The organism is Alkalilacustris brevis, assembly GCF_003350345.1.
Lineage (GTDB): Bacteria > Pseudomonadota > Alphaproteobacteria > Rhodobacterales > Rhodobacteraceae > Alkalilacustris > Alkalilacustris brevis.
On record NZ_QNVJ01000061.1, the window covers coordinates 1 to 16,610 of the forward strand.

21 protein-coding genes are annotated in these 16,610 nt (G+C 67.7%); 12 read left to right on the forward strand and 9 right to left on the reverse strand.

The window, feature by feature from the left end:
- A partial coding sequence (locus DQ229_RS09185) for an acetyl-CoA carboxylase biotin carboxyl carrier protein (RefSeq protein WP_274378830.1) occupies positions 1 to 249 on the forward strand: 249 nt, incomplete at its 5' end.
- A 12-nt stretch (positions 250 to 261) separates the two neighbouring features.
- On the forward strand, positions 262 to 1,617 hold the full coding sequence (accC, locus tag DQ229_RS09190) for an acetyl-CoA carboxylase biotin carboxylase subunit (protein WP_114965986.1): 1,356 nt from the start codon (positions 262 to 264) through the stop codon (positions 1,615 to 1,617).
- A gap of 210 nt (positions 1,618 to 1,827) precedes the next feature.
- Here accC and DQ229_RS09195 read toward each other — a convergent pair whose 3' ends face one another.
- Positions 1,828 to 2,256 carry an FKBP-type peptidyl-prolyl cis-trans isomerase gene (locus tag DQ229_RS09195; protein WP_114965987.1) on the reverse strand — a complete coding sequence of 143 codons (429 nt, stop codon included), beginning with the start codon at positions 2,254 to 2,256 and terminating at the stop codon, positions 1,828 to 1,830.
- 197 nt (positions 2,257 to 2,453) lie between these two features.
- Between DQ229_RS09195 and DQ229_RS09200 the strand changes: the two genes are divergently transcribed.
- The 10 genes from DQ229_RS09200 (at position 2,454) to DQ229_RS09245 (ending at position 11,055) form a co-directional block, all read left to right on the forward strand.
- On the forward strand, positions 2,454 to 3,146 hold the full coding sequence (locus DQ229_RS09200; protein WP_114965988.1) for a haloacid dehalogenase type II: 693 nt from the start codon (positions 2,454 to 2,456) through the stop codon (positions 3,144 to 3,146).
- Positions 3,143 to 3,970, forward strand: a complete 828-nt coding sequence (locus DQ229_RS09205) for an alpha/beta fold hydrolase (RefSeq protein WP_114965989.1) — start codon at positions 3,143 to 3,145, stop codon at positions 3,968 to 3,970. The genes DQ229_RS09200 and DQ229_RS09205 overlap by 4 nt, the downstream gene beginning before the upstream one ends.
- Positions 3,967 to 4,944, forward strand: coding sequence for a threonine ammonia-lyase (locus tag DQ229_RS09210; RefSeq protein ID WP_114966026.1), 978 nt, complete (start codon positions 3,967 to 3,969; stop codon positions 4,942 to 4,944). The genes DQ229_RS09205 and DQ229_RS09210 overlap by 4 nt, the downstream gene beginning before the upstream one ends.
- Before the next feature lie 85 nt (positions 4,945 to 5,029).
- On the forward strand, positions 5,030 to 6,199 hold the full coding sequence (gene pobA, locus DQ229_RS09215; protein WP_114965990.1) for a 4-hydroxybenzoate 3-monooxygenase: 1,170 nt from the start codon (positions 5,030 to 5,032) through the stop codon (positions 6,197 to 6,199).
- Positions 6,200 to 6,219: 20 nt separating this feature from the next.
- Complete coding sequence (pcaD, locus tag DQ229_RS09220; protein ID WP_114966027.1) at positions 6,220 to 7,002, forward strand: 3-oxoadipate enol-lactonase; 783 nt, start codon at positions 6,220 to 6,222, stop codon at positions 7,000 to 7,002.
- A complete protein-coding gene (gene pcaC, locus DQ229_RS09225) occupies positions 6,995 to 7,387 on the forward strand; it encodes a 4-carboxymuconolactone decarboxylase (RefSeq protein WP_114965991.1) in 393 nt (130 codons plus the stop codon). The genes pcaD and pcaC overlap by 8 nt, the downstream gene beginning before the upstream one ends.
- Positions 7,384 to 8,112 (forward strand): protocatechuate 3,4-dioxygenase subunit beta, encoded by a 729-nt coding sequence (gene pcaH, locus DQ229_RS09230; protein ID WP_114965992.1) that lies wholly within the window; start codon positions 7,384 to 7,386, stop codon positions 8,110 to 8,112. The genes pcaC and pcaH overlap by 4 nt, the downstream gene beginning before the upstream one ends.
- Before the next feature lie 3 nt (positions 8,113 to 8,115).
- Complete coding sequence (gene pcaG / locus DQ229_RS09235) at positions 8,116 to 8,715, forward strand: protocatechuate 3,4-dioxygenase subunit alpha (protein ID WP_114965993.1); 600 nt, start codon at positions 8,116 to 8,118, stop codon at positions 8,713 to 8,715.
- A gap of 181 nt (positions 8,716 to 8,896) precedes the next feature.
- On the forward strand, positions 8,897 to 9,727 hold the full coding sequence (locus DQ229_RS09240; protein ID WP_114965994.1) for a 3-oxoadipate:acetyl-CoA acetyltransferase: 831 nt from the start codon (positions 8,897 to 8,899) through the stop codon (positions 9,725 to 9,727).
- Positions 9,727 to 11,055 (forward strand): lyase family protein, encoded by a 1,329-nt coding sequence (locus DQ229_RS09245; protein ID WP_114965995.1) that lies wholly within the window; start codon positions 9,727 to 9,729, stop codon positions 11,053 to 11,055. The genes DQ229_RS09240 and DQ229_RS09245 overlap by 1 nt, the downstream gene beginning before the upstream one ends.
- A 100-nt stretch (positions 11,056 to 11,155) precedes the next feature.
- Here the strand turns inward: DQ229_RS09245 and ureG are convergent, their stop codons facing one another.
- The 8 genes from ureG to DQ229_RS09285 all read right to left on the reverse strand — a co-directional run bounded on the left by ureG (position 11,156) and on the right by DQ229_RS09285 (position 16,601).
- Positions 11,156 to 11,776 (reverse strand): urease accessory protein UreG, encoded by a 621-nt coding sequence (ureG, locus tag DQ229_RS09250; protein WP_114965996.1) that lies wholly within the window; start codon positions 11,774 to 11,776, stop codon positions 11,156 to 11,158.
- On the reverse strand, positions 11,773 to 12,411 hold the full coding sequence (locus tag DQ229_RS09255) for an urease accessory protein UreF (RefSeq protein ID WP_114965997.1): 639 nt from the start codon (positions 12,409 to 12,411) through the stop codon (positions 11,773 to 11,775). The genes ureG and DQ229_RS09255 overlap by 4 nt, the downstream gene beginning before the upstream one ends.
- Positions 12,408 to 12,914, reverse strand: coding sequence for an urease accessory protein UreE (gene ureE / locus DQ229_RS09260; protein WP_114965998.1), 507 nt, complete (start codon positions 12,912 to 12,914; stop codon positions 12,408 to 12,410). Before ureE ends, DQ229_RS09255 begins: the two co-directional genes overlap by 4 nt.
- A gap of 52 nt (positions 12,915 to 12,966) precedes the next feature.
- Positions 12,967 to 13,206 (reverse strand): hypothetical protein, encoded by a 240-nt coding sequence (locus DQ229_RS09265; protein WP_238381018.1) that lies wholly within the window; start codon positions 13,204 to 13,206, stop codon positions 12,967 to 12,969.
- Positions 13,207 to 13,317: 111 nt separating this feature from the next.
- Entirely contained in the window at positions 13,318 to 15,027 is a 1,710-nt protein-coding gene (gene ureC, locus DQ229_RS09270; protein WP_114966000.1) for an urease subunit alpha, read from the reverse strand.
- 364 nt (positions 15,028 to 15,391) lie between these two features.
- The gene (locus tag DQ229_RS09275; RefSeq protein WP_114966001.1) at positions 15,392 to 15,697 is read right to left on the reverse strand and encodes an urease subunit beta; all 306 of its coding nucleotides are present in this window, start codon (positions 15,695 to 15,697) and stop codon (positions 15,392 to 15,394) included.
- 16 nt (positions 15,698 to 15,713) lie between these two features.
- Complete coding sequence (locus tag DQ229_RS09280) at positions 15,714 to 16,244, reverse strand: HupE/UreJ family protein (protein WP_238381019.1); 531 nt, start codon at positions 16,242 to 16,244, stop codon at positions 15,714 to 15,716.
- Positions 16,245 to 16,298: 54 nt separating this feature from the next.
- Positions 16,299 to 16,601 carry an urease subunit gamma gene (locus DQ229_RS09285; protein ID WP_114966003.1) on the reverse strand — a complete coding sequence of 101 codons (303 nt, stop codon included), beginning with the start codon at positions 16,599 to 16,601 and terminating at the stop codon, positions 16,299 to 16,301.
- Positions 16,602 to 16,610: the final 9 nt, after the last annotated feature.

Sequence of the window (16,610 nt, forward strand, 5' to 3'; positions counted from 1 at the left end):
GACCCCGCGCAACACCCCGGCGCCGTCACCTCGCCGATGGTCGGCACCGCCTATCTTTCCCCCGAGCCGGGCGCCGACCCGTTCGTGACGGTGGGCGCGCAGGTCAGCGAGGGCCAGACCGTGCTGATCATCGAAGCCATGAAGACCATGAACCACATCCCCGCCCCCCGCGCGGGTACCGTGAAACGCATTCTTGTCAGCGACGCCTCGGCCGTGGAATACGGCGCGCCGCTGATGATCATCGAATAAATCGGGGCGGCGATGCTTCTGAAAAAGATCCTGATCGCCAACCGCGGCGAGATCGCGCTTCGCGTCATCCGCGCCTGCCGCGAGATGGGCATCGAGTCGGTCGCGGTGCATTCCACGGCTGATGCCGATGCGATGCATGTGCGCATGGCGGACGAGGCCTTGTGCATCGGCCCGCCCTCGGCCAGCGAGAGCTATCTTTCGATCCCTGCGATCATCTCGGCCTGCGAGATCACCGGCGCCGAAGCCATCCATCCCGGCTATGGATTCCTGTCGGAGAATGCGAAATTCGTGCAGATCGTCGAGGATCACGGCCTGACCTTCATCGGCCCCTCGGCCGAACATATCCGCATGATGGGCGACAAGATCACCGCCAAGGAAACCATGCGCGCGCTCGGCGTGCCCTGCGTGCCCGGCTCCGAGGGTGGCGTGCCCGACCTGGAGGCGGCGCGCAAGGTTGCCAGTGAAATCGGCTATCCGGTGATCGTCAAGGCCACCGCGGGCGGCGGCGGGCGTGGCATGAAACTGGCGCGCGACGCCGCCGGGATCGACGCCGCCTTCCAGACCGCGCGCAGCGAGGCCAAGGCCGCCTTCGGCAACGCGGACGTCTATATCGAGAAATACCTCACCCGGCCGCGCCATATCGAGATCCAGGTCTTCGGCGACGGCAAGGGAAATGCCGTGCATCTTGGAGAGCGTGACTGCTCGCTCCAGCGCCGCCACCAGAAAGTGCTCGAAGAGGCCCCCGGCCCGGCCATCGACGCCGAAACCCGCGCGCGGATCGGCAAGGTCTGCGCCGATGCCGTGGCGCGTATCGGCTATTCCGGCGCCGGAACGATCGAGTTTCTCTATGAGGACGGCGAATTCTATTTCATCGAGATGAACACCCGCCTGCAGGTCGAACACCCCGTCACCGAGGCGATCTTCGGCGTCGACCTGGTGCGCGAGCAGATCCGCGTGGCCTCGGGGCTGCCGATGTCCTTCGGGCAGGACGATCTGGTCCTCAACGGCCACGCCATCGAAGTGCGCATCAATGCCGAACGACTACCCAATTTCGCCCCCTGCCCCGGAATGGTGAAGACCTTTCACGCGCCGGGCGGGCTTGGCGTGCGCATGGATTCGGCGCTCTATGGCGGCTACACGATCCCGCCTTATTACGACAGCCTGATCGCCAAGCTGATCGTGCATGGCCGCGACCGGCCCGAAGCACTGGCGCGTCTGCAGCGCGCGCTGGGCGAGCTGATCGTCGACGGCGTGGAGACCACCGTGCCGCTTTTCCACGCGCTTCTGGCCGAACCGGACATCCAGCGCGGCGATTACTCGATCCACTGGCTCGAGAAATTCCTAGCCGAGAAGCTGAATCAGGGCTGAAAACCAGATCCGGGAGCTCTTGCAAGGTGCTTCCGCGCCAGCGCAGGGCTCGAGCACATGCAAAAGCCCCCGCGCGCCCTTTTGCCGGCGGGGGCCTCCGGCGGGGATATTTTTTTCACAGTGAAGGGGAGGAGCGCGCCCTTGATGGCAGGCGCGCACCAGTATACGTGGCGCCGCGCCGGAGCCACGTAACGCCTGTGTCCGGCGGGATCAGACGATCTCGATCATCTCGACATCGAAGGTCAGATCCTTGCCTGCCAGCGGGTGGTTGGCATCAAGCAGGACGGTGTTTTCCGTCACCTCGGCCACCGTTACCGGCATGGCGCGGCCGTCGGGAAGCTGCATCTGCAGGGCCGTGCCCGGATCGAGCGGGATGTTTTCCGGGATCTGGTCGCGCGGGATTTCCTGCCGGCCGTTCGGGTCGTGCTCGCCATAGGCCTCGGCGCAGGGCACCTGCACGGTTTTCTCGTCGCCGGCCTTCATGCCCGGAAGGGCTGCGTCGAGACCGGGGATGATCTGCCCCGAACCGACGGTGAATTCCAGCGGATCGCGCTCGCGCGAGCTGTCGAAGACCGTGCCGTCGTCGAGACGCCCGGTATAATGAATGCGGACGGTGTCGCCCGTCTTGACCTCGGTCATGGATATCTCTCATGTCGGGGATGGGTTTGGGGAGGCCGCGCGTGCGGGTGGCTCCCGGATGAGGCAAGAAGGGTCTGCGATTCTGCCGGGGATGTAAACCCCGCCCCTTTTCGCCCCGCGCGGGCTGTGCCAATCTCGCGCGGTGCCTGACCGTCCAGTCACACCGAACCTGCGCGGCAAACCGAAAAGGGGGGCCCATGCAAACCGAAACCTGCGTGTTCGATGCCTATGGCACGCTGTTCGATGTCGATGCCGCCGCCCGCGCCGTCGCCGGCGCGCCGGGGGGCGAGGCCCTTGCCGCCTGCTGGGAGCGGGTCGCCGCCAACTGGCGGCTCAAGCAGCTTTCCTATACCTGGCTGCGCGGGCTGGCGCGGGCGCATGTCGATTTCTGGACGGTAACGCGCGATGCGCTCGACTGGACGCTCGAGGCCGAGGGCCTTGCCGATCCGGAACTGCGCGACCGGCTGCTTGCGCTTTACTGGGAGTTGCCGGCCTATCCCGAAGTGCCCGCCACGCTCGAGGCGCTGGCCGCGCAGGGCTGCCGCCTGGCGATCCTGTCCAACGGCAGCCCCGACATGCTGCGCGGCGCGATCGAGGCGGCAGGGCTGCAAGGCGCTTTCGCGGCGGTCATCTCGGTCGAGGAGGTGGGCGTGTTCAAGCCTGATCCGCGCGTCTATCGGCTGATCGGGGCGCAACTGGACACCGCGCCCGAGAAGGTGCTCTATGCCTCGGCCAACGGCTGGGACGCGGCCTGCGCCACCGGCTTCGGGCTGCGCACGGCCTGGATCAACCGCACCGGAGCGCCGGCCGAGCGGCTACCCTGGCGCCCGGCGCATGAGTTGCCCGACCTCGGCAAGCTGCCGGGCCTGACCGGGCGGAAGGGGGGCTGATGCCGTATTTCACGGCGGCGGACGGCGCGCGGCTTCATTATGACGACAACGGCCACGGGCTGGCGCTGCTGTGCCTGGCGGGGCTGACGCGGACGGGGCGCGATTTCGACTATCTCGCGCCGCATCTGCCGCCCTTGCGGATGCTCCGCATGGATTATCGCGGGCGCGGGCGCTCGGACTGGACCGGGGCCGAGACCTACACAATCGCGCAGGAGGCCGCCGATGCGCTGGCGCTGCTCGATCACCTCGGGCTGGACGAGGCGGCGGTGCTGGGCACCTCGCGCGGGGGGCTGATCGGCATGTATCTGGCCGCCACCGCAAGGGAGCGGCTGCGCGGGCTGTGCCTCAATGACATCGGCCCGGTGATCGAGCCCGAGGGGCTGGAGCATATCCGCGCCACGCTGGGCCGCAACCCGGAGGCGCGCAGCCATGCGGCGGCGGCGGTCGCGCTGGAACACGCGGCGCAGGGCTTTGCCAACCTGCCCGCCGGGCGATGGCTGGAGGAGGCACGGCGGCGTTATGCCCCGACAGAACAGGGCCTGACCATCAGATATGACCCGGCGCTGCGGCAGGCCTTTCTGGCCGGCATGGCGACAGAGCCTGCGCCGGATCTCTGGCCGATGTTCGACGCCTGCGCGGGGCTGCCGCTGGCGCTGATCCGGGGCGAGAACTCGGCGTTGCTGTCGGCCGAGACAGCCGAGGAAATGTGCCGCCGCCGCCCCGACATGATCTACGAGGAAGTGCCGGATCGCGGGCATGTGCCCTTCCTCGACGAAGCCGAGAGCCTGCGCGCCATTCATCAATTCCTGGGGTTATGCCTGTGAGTGACATTTCCATGATCGAGGCCGCCGCCGGCCGGCTGTCGGGGCATGTGCGGCACACGCCGCTGCTGACTTCGCCCTTTCTCGACGAAATCGCCGGGCGGCGGGTTCTGGTCAAGCCCGAGTGCCTGCAGCATACGGGCTCGTTCAAGTTTCGCGGGGCGTGGTCGGCCGTCTCGGCCCTGCCCGAGGCTGTGCGGGCGCGCGGGGTGATCGCCTATTCCTCGGGCAACCATGCGCAGGGCGTGGCCTGGGCTGCGCGCCAGCACGGGGTGCCGGCGGTGATCATCATGCCCAAGGACGCACCCCGGCTAAAAATCGCCAACACCCGCGCGCTGGGGGCCGAGGTGGTGCTGTATGATCGCGGCACCGAGAGCCGCGAGGAGATCGGCGAGGCGCTGGCCAGCGCGCGCGGCCTCAGCCTGATCCGCCCTTATGACGAGTCGCTGGTGATCGCCGGGCAAGGCACCTGCGGGCTTGAGATCGCTGCGCAGGCCGATGACGCGGGCGTGCATGAGGCCGATGTGCTGGTCTGCTGCGGCGGCGGCGGGCTGACATCGGGCATTGCGCTGGCGCTGGAGGCGCGCGCGCCGGGGCTGCGGGCGCGCCCGGTGGAGCCCGAGGGCTTCGACGACACCGCGCGTTCGCTTGCGGGGGGGCAGATCCTGCGCAACACGGGCCCGGAAAGCGGGCTGTGCGACGCGATCGTGACGCCGCAGCCCGGCGCGCTGACATTTCCGGTGATGGCGCGGCTGTGCGGGCCGGGGCTGGTGGTGAGTGACGACCAGGTGCTGCACGCCATGGCGCTGGCGTTTGCGCGCCTCAAGCTGGTGCTGGAGCCGGGCGGCGCGGTGGCGCTGGCGGCGGCGCTGTTTCAGCCCGAGGCGATGGAGGGCGCGGCGGTGATCGCCGTGGCCTCGGGCGGGAACGTGGATGCCGCGCTGTTTACCCGCGCGCTGGAGCGTTTCGCCCCCTGACGGGCTGCCTTGCGATTTGCCGCACACATATAATTGACACCGCAAACCATATTCTGCATGTTTCTTTTCGAAACAGGGAGGCGATATGCGTACTCAGGTCTGTATCATCGGCGGCGGCCCCTCGGGGGTGCTGCTTTCTCAACTGCTGCACCAGGCTGGCATCGACAGTGTTGTGCTGGAACGCCGCCCGCGCGAGCATGTGCTCGCACGTATCCGGGCGGGCGTGCTGGAATGGGGCACGGTCGAAATGCTGCGCAAGGCCGGCGCGGGCGCGCGGATGGATGCCGAAGGCTTCATCCACGCCGGCACCTATCTTTCGGCACAGAACCGCGGCTTCCGAATCGATTTCGAGGGGCTGACCGGCAAGCGCGTCATGGTCTATGGCCAGACCGAAGTGACACGCGACCTTTACGATGTGCGCGAAAAGTCGGGTGGCGCCATCATCGACCGCGCCGAGGGGGTGCAGCCGCACGGGCTGGATACCGAGGCGCCCTTCGTCACCTATGTGCGTGACGGCGAAACCCAACGGGTCGATTGCGATTTCGTCGCCGGGTGCGACGGGTTCCACGGCATCAGCCGGCAATCCATCCCCGATTCGGTGCTGCGCACCTATGAAAAGGTCTATCCCTTTGGCTGGCTGGGCGTTCTGTCTGAGACCCCGCCCGCGCACGAGGAACTGATCTACGCCAACCACGAACGCGGCTTTGCGCTGTGCTCGATGCGCAACAAGATGCTCAGCCGCTACTACATCCAGGTGCCTCTGGATCACAAGGTTGAAGACTGGCCGGACCAGGCCTTCTGGGACGAATTGCGCCGCCGCATCCCCGCCGACGCGGCCGAAACGCTTGTCACGGGCCCGAGTATCGAGAAATCCATCGCACCGCTGCGGTCCTTCGTGGCCGAGCCGATGCGCTGGGGGCGGCTGTTCCTGGTGGGCGATGCCGCGCATATCGTGCCGCCCACCGGCGCCAAGGGGCTGAACCTGGCGGTGTCGGATGTGCACTACCTCCACGAGGGGCTGCGCGCGCATTACCTCGACAAGGACGATGAGGGGATCGAGCGGTATTCGGAACGCGCGCTGGCCCGCGTCTGGCATTCCGAGCGTTTCTCCTGGCAGATGACGACGCTCCTGCACCGCTTCCCCGACCAGGGGGCCTTTGGCCAGAAGGTGCAGGAAAGCGAGCTGGCCTATCTGGAAATGTCGCGCGCGGCCCGCACCGCGCTGGCCGAAAACTATGTCGGCCTGCCCTTTTGATGAATGACATGAGGAACGCGATGCAAGTTACTGAATTAAATGGAATCCATGTAAATTACCGCGATGAGGGCGAAGGCCCCGCAGTGGTGTTTTGCAATTCGCTGGGCACCGACATGCGCCTGTGGGACAAGGTGCTGCCACTCTTGCGCCCTGGTCTGCGGCTGATCCGCTATGACAAGCGCGGCCACGGGCTGACCGACGCCACCCCCGCGCCATACGGCATGGGCACACTGGTGCGCGATGCCGAGGTGCTGCTCGACCATCTGGAGGTGCGCGATTGTGTCTTCATGGGTTGTTCCATTGGCGGGCTGATCGCGCAGGGGCTGGCGGCCAAGCGGCTGGACCAGGTGCGCGCGCTGGTGCTGTCGAACACCGGCGCCAAGATCGGCACCCGCGAGATGTGGCAGCAGCGGCTTGACCTGATGGCGCGCGAGGGGGTCGAGGCGCTGGCCGACACGATCATGGAGCGCTGGTTCTCGCCCCCCTTCCGCGAGGGGGCCGAGATGATCGCCTGGCGCAACCTGCTCACCCGCACGCCGCTTGCGGGGTATTCGGGCTGCTCGGCGGCCATCGCGGGCACCGATTTCTACACCACGACCGCCGCGCTGAGCCTGCCCGCGCTGGGCATCGCCGGCGGGCATGACGGCTCCACCCCGCCCGATCTGGTGCGCGAAACCATGGGCCTGATCAAGGGATCGCGCTTCGAGTTGATCCAGCAGGCCGGGCATCTGCCGATGATCGAACAGCCCGAAGCCTATGCACAACTGCTCAACACCTTCTTCGAGGAGATCGGCCATGGCTGACGAGATCACCAAACTGGGCGAGGCCACCCGCCGCCGCATCCTGGGCGACGCGCATGTCGAACGCACCCGCCCCAGCCCCGGCCGGATGGACGAGCCCTTCATCGCCATGATCACCGATGCCGCGTGGGGCCATGTCTGGGGCCGCGACACGATCAGCGACCGCGAGCGTTCGATGATGACCATCGCGCTGCTGGCGGGCTTGGGCAATTTCGAAGAACTGGCCATGCATATTCGCGCCACCGCGCGCACCGGCGCCAGCCAGGCCGACGTGACCGAGGCGCTGATGCATGTGGCAATTTACGCCGGCCTGCCGCGCGCCAATCACGGGTTCAAGATCGCCCGCGACATCTTTGCTGAATTGGAAACGGAGGAGAACCGCAAATGACCGACCTAGGCACGTTGATCCCGCGAAACCGGGAGATCCACCCCCCCGCCTATGACGTGGGTTACAAGACCAGTGTCGTGCGTTCGCCGACGCAGCCGCTCCTGTCGATGGAATCGACGCTGACCGAGGAAACCGGCCCGATGTTCGGCCACAGCCTGCTCGGCCCGCTCGATAACAACCTGATCCTCAACTACACCCAGGGCCGCGCCCCGGCGGTGGGCGAGCGCATCCTGGTGCATGGCCGCGTACTCGATGAAAACAACCGCCCGCAAAAGGGCGTTCTGGTCGAGGCCTGGCAGGCCAATGCCGGCGGTCGCTACCGCCACAAGAAGGATGGCTACCTCGCCCCGCTCGACCCCAATTTCGGCGGCTGCGGCCGGGCATTGACCGATGAGAACGGCTATTACGAGTTTCTCACCATCCGCCCCGGCGCCTACCCCTGGCCCAACCGCGGCAATGACTGGCGCCCGATGCACATCCATTTCTCGATCTTCGGCACCGGTTTCGGCCAGCGCCTGATCAGCCAGATGTATTTCGAGGGCGACCCGCTGATCCGCAACTGCCCGATCGCCGCCACGATCAAGAACCGCAGCCACCTCGACCGGCTGGTGGCCCCGCTCGACATGTCGAAGTCGCGCCCGCTCGACCACCTGGCCTACAAGTTCGACATCGTCCTGCGCGGCCGTCGCCAGACCATGTTCGAGAACAAGATGGAAGGGATGTGAAAGATGGTTCAGAAACTCGACACGCTTGAAGAAACCCCGTCGCAAACCGCTGGCCCCTACGTCCATATCGGCTGCATCCCCACGTTCGCCGGGGTCGAGGGCGTCTATCCCGAAGACCTGGGCAAACGTGCCATCGAAGACGGCGCCAAGGGTGAGGTCATCACCATCACCGGCTCGGTATTTGACGGCACCGGCTGGGCGCTGCGTGACGCGATGATGGAAAGCTGGCAGCCCGATGCCGCCGGCAAGTTCCCCGGCCAGAAGGGTGCCGACCCCAAGGTCAACGGATTCTGCCGCTTTGCCGCCGATGGCGAAACCGGCGAATTCACCCTGAAGACCGTCAAACCAGGCAAGGTCCCCTATCGCGAGGGCGGGCACCAGGCGCCCCATATCGCGCTGTGGATCACCGCGCGCGGCATCAATACGGGGCTGCAGACGCGCATCTACTTCGAGGACGAAGACAACGAGGGCGACCCGCTTCTGTCGCGCATCGAACAGCAGCATCGCCGCGACACCCTGATCGCGAAGAAAACCGGCGAGGGGCAGTACCGTTTCGACATCCGCCTTCAGGGCGAGGGCGAGACCGTCTTCCTCGACCTCTGAAAAGCCCGCGCGCGCCTTTCCCGGGCGCGTGCGGCGTGGTTCATTTCCTCCCCCGGCCCCCGCCATGTCTCTGCGTGGCGGGTTTTTTTCGGGGTTCGCGGGAAATCCGGCTTGCCCCTCGCGCTTTGCGCCCGTGGCGGATAAAGTGGCGCCAAATCCCGACTGAAACTGCGGAGTCCCCATGCCCAACCCCTGCATCCTCTGTGTCGCCATCACCGGCTCGGTGCCCACCAGGCAGGACAATCCCGCCGTGCCGATCACCGTGGCCGAACAGATCGAAAGCACCCACGAGGCCTATGAGGCCGGCGCCTCCATCGCCCATTGCCATGTGCGCAACGACGACGGCACCACCAGTTCCGACCCGGAAAAATTCGCCCGCCTCAAGGAAGGGCTGGAGAAGCACTGCCCCGGCATGATCATCCAGTTCTCCACCGGCGGGCGCTCGGGCGCGGGGGCGGCGCGCGGGGGCATGCTTCCGCTGCGGCCCGACATGGCCTCGCTCTCGGTGGGCTCGAACAACTTTCCCACCCGCGTCTACGAGAACCCGCCCGATCTGGTCGAGTGGCTCGCCGCCGAGATGCTGAAATACGACGTGAAGCCCGAGATAGAAGCCTTTGATCTCAGCCACATTTTCCAGGCAGCGAAACTGGCCGAGGCCGGCAAGATCAAGACGCCGCTCTATGTGCAGTTCGTCATGGGCGTGAAAAACGCCATGCCGGTGGATCGCGAGGTGTTCGATTTCTATGTGCGCACGCTCAACCGGCTGGCGCCCGATGCGCAATGGTGCGGCGCCGGGATCGGCGCGCATCAGGTCACGCTCAACGAATGGTCGATCGCCGCGGGCGGCCATACCCGCGCCGGGCTGGAAGACAACATCCGCCTCGACCGCAACACGCTGGCGCCCTCGAACGCGGCCCTGATCCGCCGCGCGGCCGAGCTGTGCGAGAAATACGCGCGCCCCGTCGCCACCCCCGCGCAGGCGCGCAAGATCCTCGGCCTGAGGCCCGCGTGATGGGAGCCTGCGCCTTCGATTCCGCGATTCTCGGCGGGCTCTACCACGACCCGGAAATCTCGCCGCTCTTCACCGACAGCGCCGAGATCCGCGCCATGATGCTGGTCGAGGCTGCCCTGGCCGAGGCCCAGGCCGAAGCCGGCCTGATCCCGCCCGAGGCCGCCGCCGCCATCGCCCGCGCCGCCCACGAGGTGCAGATCGACCCGGCCGCGCTGGCCGCCGAGACCGCCGCCAATGGCGTGCCGGTGCCCGCGCTGGTCGCGGCCTTCCGCAAGGCGATGCAGGCCCCCGAACACGCGCAATACCTGCACTGGGGCGCCACCACGCAGGATATCATGGATACCGGCCTGACCCTGCGCCTGCGCCGGATGCTCGAGATCATGGAAACCCGGCTGAACCGGCTGCTGGCCCGGCTCGCCGACCTGGCCGAGGCACATGCCGAGCAGCCACTGGCGGCGCGCAGCTATGGCCAGGCGGCCACGCCCACCAGCTTCGGCGCCGTGGTCGCAGGCTGGGGCGGGCCGCTCCTGCGCCACCGCGACCGGCTGGCCGAGATGCGCCCGCGCCTGCTGGCCGTCAGCCTGGGCGGGGCCTCGGGCAACCTCTCGGTGATGCAGGGCAAGGGGCCGGAGCTGCGCGCGAGGCTCGCCCGGCGGCTCGGGCTGCACGACCCCGGCGCCAACTGGCACACCTCGCGCGACCGCGTGGTCGAACTGGCCGCCTGGACCACCGCGCTTTCAGCCAGCATCGCCAAGATCGGCGAAGACCTGATCCTGCTCACCCAGACCGGCATCAGCGAGCTGCGCCTGGGCGGCACTGGCGGCTCCTCGACCATGCCGCAAAAGCAGAACCCGGTGGCGCCCTCGGTGCTGGTGGCGCTGGCACGCTTTACGGTAGCGCTCAACGCCGCCGTGCAAGGCGCGGCGCTGCACCGCCAGCAACGCGACGGCGCGGCCTGGTTCACCGAATGGCTCAGCCTGCCGCAGATCTGCCTCGCTTGCGCGCGCAGCCTCGCCATCGCCGGCGATACCGTGGCCGGGCTCACCCCCGACCCCGCGCGCATGGCGGCAGGCCTCGAGGGCGACGGGCTGGGCCTGATCCATGCCGAAGCGCTCAGCTTCGCCCTGGCCGCCCATATGCCCCGCCCCGAAGCCCAGGCCGCGGTCAAGGCACTCTGCGCCGAGGCCCGCCAATCCGCCACGCCGCTGCCGCGCCTCGCGGCCGAACGCTGGCCCGACCTCGGGCTCGACCACACGCTCACACCGCAGGCGCAACTGGGCACCGCCCCCGAAGAGGCCCGCGCCTTCGCCCGCGCCGCCCGCGGCTGAAACCCACCCTGGCGGTCATCTTCTTGGCAAAAATATCCTCGCCGAAGGCATTCGTCAGGCGCCCCGACGGGGGCGTCTGACGAAAACCGCGCGCCCAGCTTCAACGCGGCGCGATCCCCCCCTCGCGGCACAGGAACTCAACGATCTCGCCCACCCCAACGCCCGCGCGCAGCCGTGCCATCACATGGGGCCGGCCTTCGCGCGCGCGGGCCGTGTCGGCCTCCAGCTGCGTCAGATCGACCCCGACATGGGGCGCGAGATCGGTCTTGTTGACCACCAGCAGGTCCGAGCGCGTCACCCCCGGCCCCCGTTTGCGCGGAATGTCCTGCCCGGCGGCGGTGTCGATCACATAGATCGACAGATCGGCCAGTTCCGGGCTGAAGGTCGCGGCCAGATTGTCGCCCCCGGATTCGATCAGCACCAGGTCCAGATCGGGAAACTCGCGGCGCAGATCGGCCACTGCGGCCAGGTTGATCGAGGCATCCTCGCGGATCGCCGTGTGCGGGCAGCCGCCGGTCTCGACCCCGCGGATGCGCGCCTGGGGCAGCACCTGCGCGCGCATCAGGTATTCGGCATCCTCGCGGGTGTAGATGTCATTGGTGATCACCGCCATCGACAGGCGCGGCGCAAGGGCGCGCGCAAGCTGCTCGGTCAGCGTGGTCTTGCCCACACCCACGGGGCCGCCGATACCCACGCGCAAGGGGCCGTTGGGGCTGCTCATGTCCTGAATATCCTCACATCCATGGTTTCGTGGCGCATCGCGGCCAGGTCCGCGGCCAGAACCGCAGTGCCTATCTCCTCGGCTTCGGCACGGGCCGCAGCCTCGGCCAGCCGTTCGATCAGCCCGCCCAACCGCGCCAGCACCCCCTGCCCCTCGGTCTGGCCCAGCGGCACATGACGGATGGCGATGGTCACCAGATTGCCGGCGAATCCGTGCAGGTAAAGGGCGATCACATCGCCCGGCGGCAGGCCCAGCGGCGCAGCCGCCTCGCCCAGCGCGACGGGCAAGGGGCGCGCGGGCAACGCCCGGCCCGTCATCGCGGCCACCGTGCGCGCCAGCGCCACGCCCTGATCGCAACTTTCTGACAGGCGCTCGGCCGAGGGCTGCAGCGCGCGCGCCAGCGCATCCAGCGCGTCCATATCGGCGCCCGCGCGCAGCGCCTGCGCCAGCAGCACCGCATCCTGCCAGCCCGCGCCGTGCTCCAGCACCGCGCGCAGCCAGCGCTCAAGCGATGGCGCATCCGCCACCGCCCCGTCGGCGATCACCTGTTCGAGCCCGTGCGAATAGGCAAATGCTCCGGTGGGAAAGGCAGGCGAGAGCCATTGCACCAGAGAAAGCAGTGCCGCGCGGCTCACCGTTCCGGCCCCGCTGCGGCAACGCTGTGGTGGTGATGGTGGTGGGAAGGCCCGTGGTCGTGCCCCATGGTGCGGCCATGGCCATAGGCGCCGCCTTCGGGGGTGAAGGGCGCCTGCCCCGGCGCAACCTCGGCACCTAGCTGGCGCAGCATCGCCTCGATCACATGATCGGCGCGGATCACCAGCCGGTCAGGTCCGATCTGGCAAGGCGTGTGGCGGTTGCCGATATGCCAGGCCAGGCGGGGCAGATCGCCCCTCACCTGCAGCACCGGCTCAGGCGCGGCGCGCACCGCGATCAGCCGGCCATCGCCCAGCCGGAAGGCATCGCCATCGTCCAGACTGACGGTTTCGGCCAGATTGACCAGAAACCCGGCGCCCGACTTGCAGACCAGACGCTTGCGGCGCAGAAATCGCGCCTCGTAGTCAAGCAGAACCTCGTCCGTCGCCGGGCCTTTCCAGTCACCGGCGCGCGCAATCTCATGGGCTGCGGGCAGGTCGCTCATGCCGCCCCCCCTGTCCGAAGGGCCGGCCCGCCCGCGGCGGGGCAGGCGTTTCTCAGAACATCAGCTTGTCGCGGAAGACATGCTGCACGATCTGGTCGCGGGTCAGGCCGCGGCGCGTAAGCTCGGCATCCGAGAGACTGTTGAGATATTCGATTTCGTCGCGCCGGGCGAGGCATTCCAGATACGCGTTGAAGCCCTGCCCGATGCGGGTAAAGACGCGGTCGATCTGGGCGCGCAGCGCCGGTGCAAACTCGGTTTGCGAAAGATAAGCCATAGGAAACCCCTGGTTCATGTGGTTTCCTCCCCTGCAACCCAAGATAGGCCCGATGATGCGCGGGCACTACTGCCAATGCGGAATTGCTGCGTTGCGGCAAGGTCATGGCTGGTCTTTCCTTCGATGCGGTCAATACAGGAAGTAGCGCTGCGCCAGCGGCAGCTCGCACGCCGGTTCGCAGGTCAGCAGCACGCCGTCGGCGCGCACCTCATAGGTTTCGGGATCGACCTCGATTTGCGGCGTGGCGTCGTTGAGGCGCATGTCGGCCTTGGCCAGCCCCCGGCAGCCCTGCACTGCCAGCGTGCTTTTCGCCAGCCCGAGGGATGCGGCCACGCCGGCCTCCTGCGCGGCGGCGCTGACGAAGGTCACGGACGAAGCCTCGAGGCTGCGGCCCAGCGCACCGAACATCAGCCGCGAATAGACCGGCTGCGGAGTGGGGATCGAGGCATTGGAATCGCCCATCTGCGCCACCGCGATGGTGCCGCCCAGCAGCACCATTTCGGGCTTGGCGCCGAAAAAGGTCGGGTTCCACAACACCAGATCGGCGCGCTTGCCTTCCTCGATGCTGCCGATATGGGCCGCGATACCATGCACGATGGCCGGGTTAATGGTGTATTTCGCGATATAGCGGCGCACGCGGAAATTGTCGTTCTCGCCCTGCTCCTGGGGCAGGCGTCCGCGCTGCTGTTTCATCTTGTGGGCGGTCTGCCAGGTGCGGATGATGACCTCGCCCACCCGGCCCATGGCCTGGCTGTCCGAGGCCATGACCGAGAACGCGCCCAGATCGTGCAGGATATCTTCGGCCGCAATCGTTTCGCGCCGGATGCGGGATTCGGCAAAGGCCACGTCTTCGGGCACTTTGGCGTCCAGGTGGTGACACACCATCAGCATGTCGAGGTGTTCCTCGATGGTGTTGACGGTGTAAGGCATGGTCGGGTTGGTCGAGCTTGGCAGGATGTTCTGGCTGGCCACCACCTTGATGATGTCGGGGGCGTGGCCGCCGCCCGCGCCTTCGGTGTGGTAGGCGTGGATGGTGCGCCCGCCGATGGCCTTGATCGTGTTCTCCACAAAGCCTGACTCGTTGAGTGTATCGGTATGGACCATCACCTGCACATCGGTTTGCTCGGCCACCGACAGGCAGCAGTCGATCGCCGCCGGGGTGGTGCCCCAATCCTCGTGCAGTTTCAGCGCCGCGGCACCCGCGCGCACCTGCTCGTGCAGCGCATCGGGCAGGCTGGCGTTGCCCTTGCCGGCGAATGCGAGGTTCATCGGCAACGCATCGGCTGCCTGCAGCATCCGCCCGATATGCCAGGGCCCCGGCGTGCAGGTAGTGGCCAGCGTGCCATGCGCAGGGCCAGTGCCGCCGCCCAGCATGGTGGTCAGGCCCGAATGCAGCGCATCCTCGATCTGCTGCGGGCAGATGAAGTGGATATGCGCATCAAAGCCCCCGGCGGTGAGGATCTTTCCTTCGGCGGCGACGATCTCGGTGCCGGGGCCGATGATGACATCGACGCCCGCCTGCGTGTCGGGATTGCCCGCCTTGCCGATCTTCGCAATGCGCCCGTCGCGCAGGCCCACATCGGCCTTGTAGATGCCCGTGTGATCGACGATCAGCGCATTGGTGATGACCGTATCCATCGCGCCCTGCGCGCGGGTGATCTGGCTTTGCCCCATGCCGTCGCGGATGACCTTGCCGCCGCCGAACTTGACCTCGTCGCCATAGGTTGTCAGGTCGCGCTCGACCTCGATGATCAGGTCGGTATCGCCAAGGCGCAGCCGGTCGCCCGTGGTGGGGCCATACATGCCGGCGTAATCGGCGCGGGAAATCGTGTAGGGCATCAGATGTCCTTTCGGGAAAGGGCCGGATCAGTGGGCGGGCGACAGGCGTGGAAAATGGTTCTTGGCCACGTCAGCCAGAGGCTTGGCCCGGGTGTCAGCCCGGGCCGCGCCCGCCCCGCCCCCCGGGAGGGCGCTCTGGCGATGCCGCGCAAAGCAGTGACCCTATTCATGCTTTTGAGAAATGCGCTCTGAGTTATCGTCGCGATGCGCCCACCCAGGGTCCGGCGCGTCCCTCTGCGCCACGGGTCCGACGAAGCCACAAAGTAAGATAGCCCAGTGGCCTTGCATTGAAAATGACCCGCCAGCAGCCTGTCACTCCTGCCCGCCACAGCGCCACCCGCACATGGATCACGCCGCGCGGCCATCACAGATCCCCCATCACATGCCCGTTGAAGCCGAACACCCGGCGCGCGCCGCCATAGGGCACAAGCCGCACCTCGCGGCTCTGGCCGGGCTCGAAGCGCACCGCCGTGCCGGCGGGAATATCCAGCCGCTTGCCCCGCGCCGCCGCGCGGTCGAAATCGAGGCCGGGATTGGCCTCGGCGAAATGATAATGCGAGCCCACCTGCACGGGGCGGTCGCCGGTATTGGCCACCATCAGCACCGTAACCTCGGCGCCCTCGTTGAGGGTGATGTCGCCCTTGGCGGGCAGGATCTCTCCGGGGGTCATGGCGTGCCCTCCCCGCTCAGATCACGGCCAGCGCGGCGCCGCCCAGCGCCACGCCGCCGCCGATCATCCGCACCGCCACCGGCCCCAACCGCGCCAGCGCCAGCCCCGCACCGTGCAGCGCCGCCGTGGCCAGCATGAAACCGGTCGCATAGGCACCGCCGCCCGGCCCTTCGACCCCGTGCGCATAGCCATGCGCAAGCCCGAACACCGCCACCATCGTCAGCGCCGATGCAAGCGGCATCGCCAGCGCCACCGCCAGCCCGGTGATGATGACCGAGGCGACGATCACATGCTCGGCCATCGCGAATGCGGGCTGGCCCGCGCCCGCCAGCCCCGCCAGCAGCATCGCCCCCAGAAACACCAGCGGCCCGGCCCAGAGCGCCCGCCCCCCGGCCAGCGCAGCCCACAGCCCCACGGCCACCATCGCCAGCACATGGTCGAGCCCCAGCAGCGGATGCGCCAGCCCCGTGGCAAACCCGCCCCCGGCGTGGTCGTGATGCGGATGCGCCTGCGCGAATGCGGGCAGCAGTGCGGCACCCAGGGTCATTGGAAGGAGAAATCGCATATCCGGACCTTTCAGGTAGCGCCGACGCGTGACGCGTCAGCGGATGGGATGATGCACGGTCACCAGCTTGGTGCCGTCGGGAAAGGTGGCCTCGACCTGCACGGAATGGATCATCTCGGGGATGCCCTCCATGCAGTGCTCGGCGGTGATGACATGGGCGCCGGCCTCCATCAGGTCGGCCACCGAACGCCCGGCGCGCGCGCCCTCGACCACGAAATCGGTGATCAGCGCCACCGCCTCGGGGTGGTTGAGCTTGACGCCGCGCTCAAGCCGGCCGCGCGCGACCATGGCCGCCAGGCTGATCAGAAGCTTGTCTTTCTCGCGTGGGCTCAGGTTCATCTCGGTCCT

Bases quoted from the DNA above. Each gene is read 5' to 3' on its own strand.
- accC (WP_114965986.1), top strand. From the start codon at position 262: ATGCTTCTGAAAAAGATCCTGATCGCCAACCGCGGCGAGATCGCGCTT.
- DQ229_RS09195 (WP_114965987.1), bottom strand. From the start codon at position 2,256: ATGACCGAGGTCAAGACGGGCGACACCGTCCGCATTCATTATACCGGG.
- DQ229_RS09200 (WP_114965988.1), top strand. From the start codon at position 2,454: ATGCAAACCGAAACCTGCGTGTTCGATGCCTATGGCACGCTGTTCGAT.
- pobA (WP_114965990.1), top strand. From the start codon at position 5,030: ATGCGTACTCAGGTCTGTATCATCGGCGGCGGCCCCTCGGGGGTGCTG.
- pcaD (WP_114966027.1), top strand. From the start codon at position 6,220: ATGCAAGTTACTGAATTAAATGGAATCCATGTAAATTACCGCGATGAG.
- pcaC (WP_114965991.1), top strand. From the start codon at position 6,995: ATGGCTGACGAGATCACCAAACTGGGCGAGGCCACCCGCCGCCGCATC.
- pcaH (WP_114965992.1), top strand. From the start codon at position 7,384: ATGACCGACCTAGGCACGTTGATCCCGCGAAACCGGGAGATCCACCCC.
- pcaG (WP_114965993.1), top strand. From the start codon at position 8,116: ATGGTTCAGAAACTCGACACGCTTGAAGAAACCCCGTCGCAAACCGCT.
- DQ229_RS09240 (WP_114965994.1), top strand. From the start codon at position 8,897: ATGCCCAACCCCTGCATCCTCTGTGTCGCCATCACCGGCTCGGTGCCC.
- DQ229_RS09245 (WP_114965995.1), top strand. From the start codon at position 9,727: ATGGGAGCCTGCGCCTTCGATTCCGCGATTCTCGGCGGGCTCTACCAC.
- ureG (WP_114965996.1), bottom strand. From the start codon at position 11,776: ATGAGCAGCCCCAACGGCCCCTTGCGCGTGGGTATCGGCGGCCCCGTG.
- ureE (WP_114965998.1), bottom strand. From the start codon at position 12,914: ATGAGCGACCTGCCCGCAGCCCATGAGATTGCGCGCGCCGGTGACTGG.
- DQ229_RS09265 (WP_238381018.1), bottom strand. From the start codon at position 13,206: ATGAACCAGGGGTTTCCTATGGCTTATCTTTCGCAAACCGAGTTTGCA.
- ureC (WP_114966000.1), bottom strand. From the start codon at position 15,027: ATGCCCTACACGATTTCCCGCGCCGATTACGCCGGCATGTATGGCCCC.
- DQ229_RS09275 (WP_114966001.1), bottom strand. From the start codon at position 15,697: ATGACCCCCGGAGAGATCCTGCCCGCCAAGGGCGACATCACCCTCAAC.
- DQ229_RS09280 (WP_238381019.1), bottom strand. From the start codon at position 16,244: ATGACCCTGGGTGCCGCACTGCTGCCCGCATTCGCGCAGGCGCATCCG.
- DQ229_RS09285 (WP_114966003.1), bottom strand. From the start codon at position 16,601: ATGAACCTGAGCCCACGCGAGAAAGACAAGCTTCTGATCAGCCTGGCG.